Origin of the sequence: uncultured Cetobacterium sp., assembly GCF_947039425.1 — a bacterium.
Classification (GTDB): domain Bacteria; phylum Fusobacteriota; class Fusobacteriia; order Fusobacteriales; family Fusobacteriaceae; genus Cetobacterium_A.
Genome location: NZ_CAMQYW010000093.1, coordinates 1 through 6,495, shown reverse-complemented (window position 1 = coordinate 6,495; position 6,495 = coordinate 1). Strand labels below are relative to the sequence as shown.

Here is a 6,495-nt window from a genome sequence, read left to right as displayed (position 1 = left end):
TTTAATTTTAGATGAACCTACTCGTGGAGTAGATGTTGGTGCTAAAAAAGAGATATATGAAGTTATCAATGAATTAAAAAAAGAAGGAGTAGCAATAATCCTTGTATCTAGTGAATTACCAGAAGTTATTGGTGTTTCTGATAGAGTAGCTGTAATTCATAATAAAACTATTGCTAAAATTTTTGATGAAGAAAATATCAATCAAGAAGAAGTATTAAAAGTAGCATTTTTAGGAGGAAATTAAATGTCTAGCAACACAACACCTATAAAAGGTAACAATAACCTTTTATTAAAAAATATTCTTGAAAAGTATGGATTAGTAATGATTCTTATTGTAATCTCTGTATTTTTCGGAAGTATCAATGGAAACTTCTTTTCATTATACAACTTACAAAATATCTTTAAACAATCGTCAATAAATGGTTTACTTGCCTTTGGTATGACATTTGTTATTCTACTTGGATGTATTGATTTAACAGTTGGTTCTACTCTTGCCTTAGTTGGATATATTGCTGGAATGCTTCTTGTTAAATTTAGTTTACCTATATTCATTGTTATTCCTATTGCTTTATTTTTAGGAACTATACTTGGAGCTGTTAATGGTATTTTAGTTTCTAAAATAAAATTGCAACCTTTTATAGCAACACTAATTACAATGACTATTTATAGAGGACTTACTCTAATTATTTCAAATGGTTTACCTGTAAGAGGAATTAATAAAGTTTCTCATGTTATGAAATTTATGAATAGAGGTCAAATATTTAAACTTCCTATTTCTATGATAATTTACTTAGTTATATTTGCTATTATTTGGTTTGTTTTAGGAAAAACTTTATTTGGTAGACATCTTTATGCCACTGGTGGTAATGAAGAAGCTGCTAGATTATCAACTATTCCAGTTGATAAAATAAAAATTATTGCTTATTCTATTAGTGGATTCTTAGCTGGTCTTGCTTCTATATTATATATTGCAAGATACAATTCAATCTATCCAAATGCTGGACAAGGTGCAGAGTTAGATGCCATTGCTGCTGTTGTTATTGGTGGAACTTCTATGTCTGGTGGAAGAGGAAAAATATTTGGAACTTTAATAGGTGCTCTTATTATTGGTATTTTAGATAACGGACTTAATCTGTTAGGTGTATCATCATTTTATCAAGAAGTTATTAAAGGATTAGTAATTCTATTTGCTGTAATTGCTGATCGTAAAAAAAATAAATAATTCGGGGGTCTCAAAAAAATGAAAAAATTATTACTTTTATCTTTAATCTGTGGAAGTGTTGCTTTTGGAAGTACAACAAAGAAAGTAGCCTTAATGATGTCTAATAGATCAAATGAATTCTTTAGTATTTTAGAAAATTCATTTGTTAAAGAAGCTAATACTCTTGGTTATCAAGTTGATGTTTATGATGCTGCAAATGATGCAACTAACCAGCCTAGTCAAGTTGAAGATGCTATTGTTAAAGGTTCTGCTGCTATTATTATGAATCCATTAAACAAAGATGCTACTGAAGGCGTTCTTAATGATGCTGTTAGTATGGATATTCCTGTAATTACTGTTGATACAACTGTTGAAGGTGTAGATTTATTAGCTCAAATTGCAACTGATAATGAAGATGGTGGAAAATTTGCAGCTCAATGGGTTGTGAAAAAATCTAATCTTAAGCCTAGTGATTTAGCTGGTCTGATTCATATGAGAGGAATTGACGGACACACTGCTCACATTAGTAGATACAAGGGATTTAAAGACTATCTAGCTTCTCCTGAAGCTGGGAAAGAGTGGAATGATCTAGAAAAGTCTGATAAATATATTGAACTAACTGGAGATTTTGCTCAAGATGTAGCTCAAAATGTTTTTGAAGCTAAATTAAGTGCTCTTGACTCTAATGGTAAGTATATAGTATACTGTGAAAACGATGTTATGGCTATAGGTGTTATTGGGGCTATTATGAATGATAATAGATTCAATCTTAAAAACTTTACAATTATTGGATTTGACGGTTCTGTTGAAGGAAAAAAATTAGTTGATGAAGGTAAAATGGCTATTACTGTTGTTCAAGATTTCAACTTAATTGGAAAAAAAGCTGCTATTGTTATGAATAACTATTTAAAAGATGGAAAATCACCAGAATCAGCTCAAATGCCAATTGAAGTTATTATGTATCCTGCAAGTGAAAATCCAAGATTAAAATAAAAGATAATAAAATTTTTACACTTATATCCCGCATTTGCGGGATATTTTTATAAGGGAGGAATTATGTATATAGGAATTGATTTAGGAACGTCTGCTGTTAAAATTTTACTAATGGATAAAAATGGAGATATTATTAAAACTATATCTCAAGATTATCCACTACTATTTCCACAAGAAAATTGGATTGAACAAAATCCAGATGATTGGTTCAATGCAACACTAAAAGGACTAAAAGAAATAACATTAGAATATAAAAATATTAATGCTCTTAGTTTTAGTGGACAGATGCATGGACTTGTTCTTTTAGATAAAAATGATAGTATTATTCGTCCAGCTATGCTTTGGTGTGATCAAAGAACTGAAGAGCAATGTAAAACTTTAAATACAATTGAAAATATTATTGAACTAACTGGAAATATAGCTTTAACTGGTTTTACTGCTCCAAAAATTCTTTGGTTAAAAGAAAATGAACCTGATAATTTTAAGAAAATTCATAAAATTATGTTACCAAAAGATTATATTGCCTTTAAATTAACTGGAAAATACTCCACTGATGTTTCTGATGCTTCTGGAACTTTACTTTTAGATGTTAAGAATAGAGTTTGGTCTAAAGAGATGCTTAATTTTATAGGAATTAATATTTCTCAATTACCAGAACTTTATGAATCTTTTCAAGTGGTAGGAAATATTCTTCCATCAATCTCATCTTTACTTAATTTAAATTCAGAAACTAAAGTAATTGCTGGGGCTGGTGATCAGGCTGCTGGAGCTATTGGTGTTGGAGTTATTGATGATTCCACTTTATCTGTTGCTCTTGGAACTTCTGGAGTTGTTTTTGCTAGTATGAACTCATATTTTGCTGATTCTAAAGCTAGACTACACTCATTTTGCCATGCCAATGGTAAATATCATCAAATGGGAGTTATGCTTTCTGCTGCTGGAGCTTTAAAATGGTGGGTTGAAAATATACAAAAATCTAAAGATTATAATTTACTTATAGAAAAAGAAGCTAAAGAAAGTGAAATAGATACTAATCTATTCTTCTTACCCTATTTAATAGGAGAAAGAACTCCTCATAATGACCCAAATGCTAAGGGTACTATTACTGGTTTAAATATACAACATACTAGAGGAGATCTTACTAGATCAATTATTGAAGGAATAACATTTGGATTAAGAGACTCTCTAGAACTTATTAAGAGCTGTAAAGATTCATTTACCTCTATTAGAGTTAGTGGTGGTGGAGCTAAAAGTGATTTTTGGAAACAAACTCTTGCTGATATTTTTAATTTAAAGGTTGATACAATTAATTCAACAGAAGGTCCAGCTTTTGGTGCTGCTATATTAGCTATAGTTGGAGATGGTCTCTTTAAGGATGTTAATGAAGCTTGTAGTGCTCTTATTAAAATTGTTGAAACAAAAGAACCTATTGAAAGAAATATAGATATATACAATAAAAAATACTCTAAATTTAAAACACTATATCCAATTCTTAAAGAAATTTAAAAGGACCCCTTCAAGGGATCCTTTTTTTTACTTTCTACACTCTTCTATTTCATTAAAATACTTAGGCATTTTTTCTCCTAATCTTCTATTACCATTTTCAGTAAGTAAGAAATCACCTTCATATCTCATCCCACCAAATCCTATATATTTTTCTACTTCTTCATAATTTATAAAATCTAAATGCATATTATTTTCTTTCCATTTAGATATTAACTCTGGAATAAAGTAGATTCCTGGTTCAATAGTTATTACAAATCCTTCTTCTAATTTTCTTCCTAGTCTTAAAGATTTTAATCCAAACTCAGTACTTCTTTCAATATCTTTAGTATATCCTACTGTTTTTTCTCCAAAATTTTCCATATCATGAACATCCATTCCAATCATATGACCTAATCCATGTGGGAAAAACAGTGCATGAGCACCAGCTTTTACTATATCTTCCACTTCACCTTTTAATAACCCTCTATCTTTCATCTCTTTAGCAAGTACTTTACAAACTTCTAAATGAACTTCTTTATTAGTTATTCCTGGTTTTGTAATCTCTTCTGCTTTTTCAAACATTTTTATTAAAATAGAGTAAAAATCTTTTTGAATATCTGTAAATTTACCTGATACCGGGAATACTGTTGTCATATCTCCACAATATCCATTGTCTAATCTAGCTCCGCAATCAAGTAGCAGTAAATCTCCATTTTCCAATACATTTCCATGATAATGATTATGTAGTGTTTGACCATGAACTGTGCATATAGTATGGAAAGATGTAGTGGCATTATATCTTTTAGCTATTGCTTCTAAGGCTGCAACTACCTCATACTCTTTCATTCCCTCTTTAGCCACTCTCATAGCTTCTAAATGCATCTCTCTTGTCACATTTGTTGCCTTTTCCATCTCTGCTATTTCTTCACTTGATTTTATATTTCTCATAGAAACTATTGCCTCTACTAACTCTTTAGAAAAACTAGTATTTATTTCATTATAGTTTATTCCTAATAGCTCTGATAAAAATATTATATTTTCTAAACGATATTGATTTGTAAAAATAATATCATTTTTATTAATCTCTTTAATTATTTTTGCTAACTCCTCTTTTTCTAAGAAGTTTTCAATTCCAACTTCTAAAGCTCTATCTTTAAATGTTTTTTGCTGTCCCATCCAAACTATATCATCTATAGTAAATTCAGTTCCAAATATATATTCTTTATTATTTTTTCCATCAATTACACCAACTAAATCTGGAGAATTTAACCCAAAATAATAATTAAATGTTGAATCTTGTATAAAATTATAACAATTATCTTGGTAAGACATTGGTGATTCTGAATTTCCAGGTATTATTATAAATTTGTCCCCTACTAATCTTTTTAAATTTTTCCTTCTTTCTTCATAAGTATCTCTATTAAACACCGTAAAACCTCCTTATATTATTATATTTCTCTTAACTATAACATATTTTTATTATTTTTTATTGTTTTTTTTCAATCTTTTTACAAAACACAAGATATTGTGTTTTAATTTTAGGACTAACAATACATATTGTGTTTTACAAAAAATAAATTGCTTTTTTTTTGACCTGTTTTTTTTAATTTGATTACTTTTTCAGCTTAATTTTTCTTTATTTTTTCTAGATTTCATTGAAATATATTTTTTTTTAACCACTTTTTATTTAGTTTTTACTTTTTTACACATTTGTAGAATTATATAAAGTTGTGTATAATGTTTAAGAATTATAAAATAAATAGGGGTGAGTTTTTTGAAAGAAGTTATAAAAAGAGACGGGTCTATTGTTAAGTTTGATAAGAATAGAATTGTTAGAGCTATTAGCATGGCTTTTACCCAAAATAAGAAAGATATAAAAACAGATTTAATAGAAAAAATATCAATTCAAATAGAAAATATAGATTCTGAAAAAATGTCTGTTGAGGAGATTCAAGATTTAGTTGTAAAAAAATTAATGGCATCTTCTGAAAAAGATATAGCACTTTCATATCAAGAGTTCCGTACAATTAAAACAGAACTTAGAAAGAAAGAGCAAGTTATCTACAAAAAAATTGGAGAGTTAATTGATGCATCAAATAGTGATATGTTAAATGAAAATGCCAATAAAGATGGAAAAACAATCTCTGTTCAAAGAGACTTATTAGCAGGTATATCTTCTAAAGATTATTATACTAATAGAATTTTACCTAAATATTTAAAAGAAGCTCATGAATCTGGACGTATTCATATTCATGATCTTGATTATTTATTATTTAGAGAAACAAACTGTGAACTTGTAAATATTGAAAATATGTTAACTAATGGATGCAATATAGGTAATGCTAAAATGCTTGAACCTAACTCTGTTGATGTTGCTGTTGGACATATTGTACAAATTATTGCATCTGTTTCTTCAAATACATATGGAGGATGTTCTATTCCTTATTTAGATAGAGCTTTAGTTCCATATATTGTTAAAAGTTTTAGAAAGCATTTTTCTAGAGGATTAAAATATGTAGATAGATTAGATAAAGAATCTATTAAGGCTATTTTAGAATCTACTAGTATTAATTTTTCTAATAAAAGTTTAGAGAAAAAATATCCATCTGCTTTTGCTTATGCCACTGACATGACTGAAGAATCTGTTAAACAGGCTATGCAAGGTTTAGAATATGAGATAAACTCATTATCAACAGTTAATGGTCAAACACCTTTTACTACTGTTGGAATCGGAACTGAAACATCTTGGGAAGGTAGACTTGTACAAAAATATATTTTCACTACTAGAATGGAAGGTTTTGGAGCTAAAAAGGAAA

At 28.6% G+C, this 6,495-nt stretch carries 5 protein-coding genes and 1 pseudogene; 5 read left to right on the top strand and 1 reads right to left on the bottom strand.

The features are described from left to right. The 4 genes and pseudogenes from Q0V09_RS06230 to xylB all read left to right on the top strand — a co-directional run. Nucleotides 1–244, top strand: a pseudogene (locus Q0V09_RS06230) (D-xylose ABC transporter ATP-binding protein); the annotation flags it as partial. Next, entirely contained in the window at nt 245–1,222 is a 978-nt protein-coding gene (locus Q0V09_RS06225) for a ribose ABC transporter permease (RefSeq protein ID WP_297405840.1), read from the top strand. Nucleotides 1,223–1,240: 18 nt separating this feature from the next. After that, entirely contained in the window at nt 1,241–2,194 is a 954-nt protein-coding gene (locus Q0V09_RS06220; protein WP_297487717.1) for a sugar ABC transporter substrate-binding protein, read from the top strand. A 63-nt stretch (nt 2,195–2,257) separates the two neighbouring features. Next, nucleotides 2,258–3,700, top strand: a complete 1,443-nt coding sequence (gene xylB, locus Q0V09_RS06215; protein ID WP_297405985.1) for a xylulokinase — start codon at nt 2,258–2,260, stop codon at nt 3,698–3,700. A gap of 27 nt (nt 3,701–3,727) precedes the next feature. On the opposite strand, the gene Q0V09_RS06210 is transcribed toward xylB, so the two are convergent. After that, entirely contained in the window at nt 3,728–5,107 is a 1,380-nt protein-coding gene (locus Q0V09_RS06210; protein WP_297487715.1) for an aminopeptidase P family protein, read from the bottom strand. 346 nt (nt 5,108–5,453) lie between these two features. Here Q0V09_RS06210 and nrdD point away from each other — a divergent pair. After that, a partial coding sequence (nrdD, locus tag Q0V09_RS06205; protein WP_297487713.1) for an anaerobic ribonucleoside-triphosphate reductase occupies nt 5,454–6,495 on the top strand: 1,042 nt, incomplete at its 3' end.

Bases quoted from the DNA above. Each gene is read 5' to 3' on its own strand.
- Q0V09_RS06225 (WP_297405840.1), top strand. From the start codon at position 245: ATGTCTAGCAACACAACACCTATAAAAGGTAACAATAACCTTTTATTA.
- Q0V09_RS06220 (WP_297487717.1), top strand. From the start codon at position 1,241: ATGAAAAAATTATTACTTTTATCTTTAATCTGTGGAAGTGTTGCTTTT.
- xylB (WP_297405985.1), top strand. From the start codon at position 2,258: ATGTATATAGGAATTGATTTAGGAACGTCTGCTGTTAAAATTTTACTA.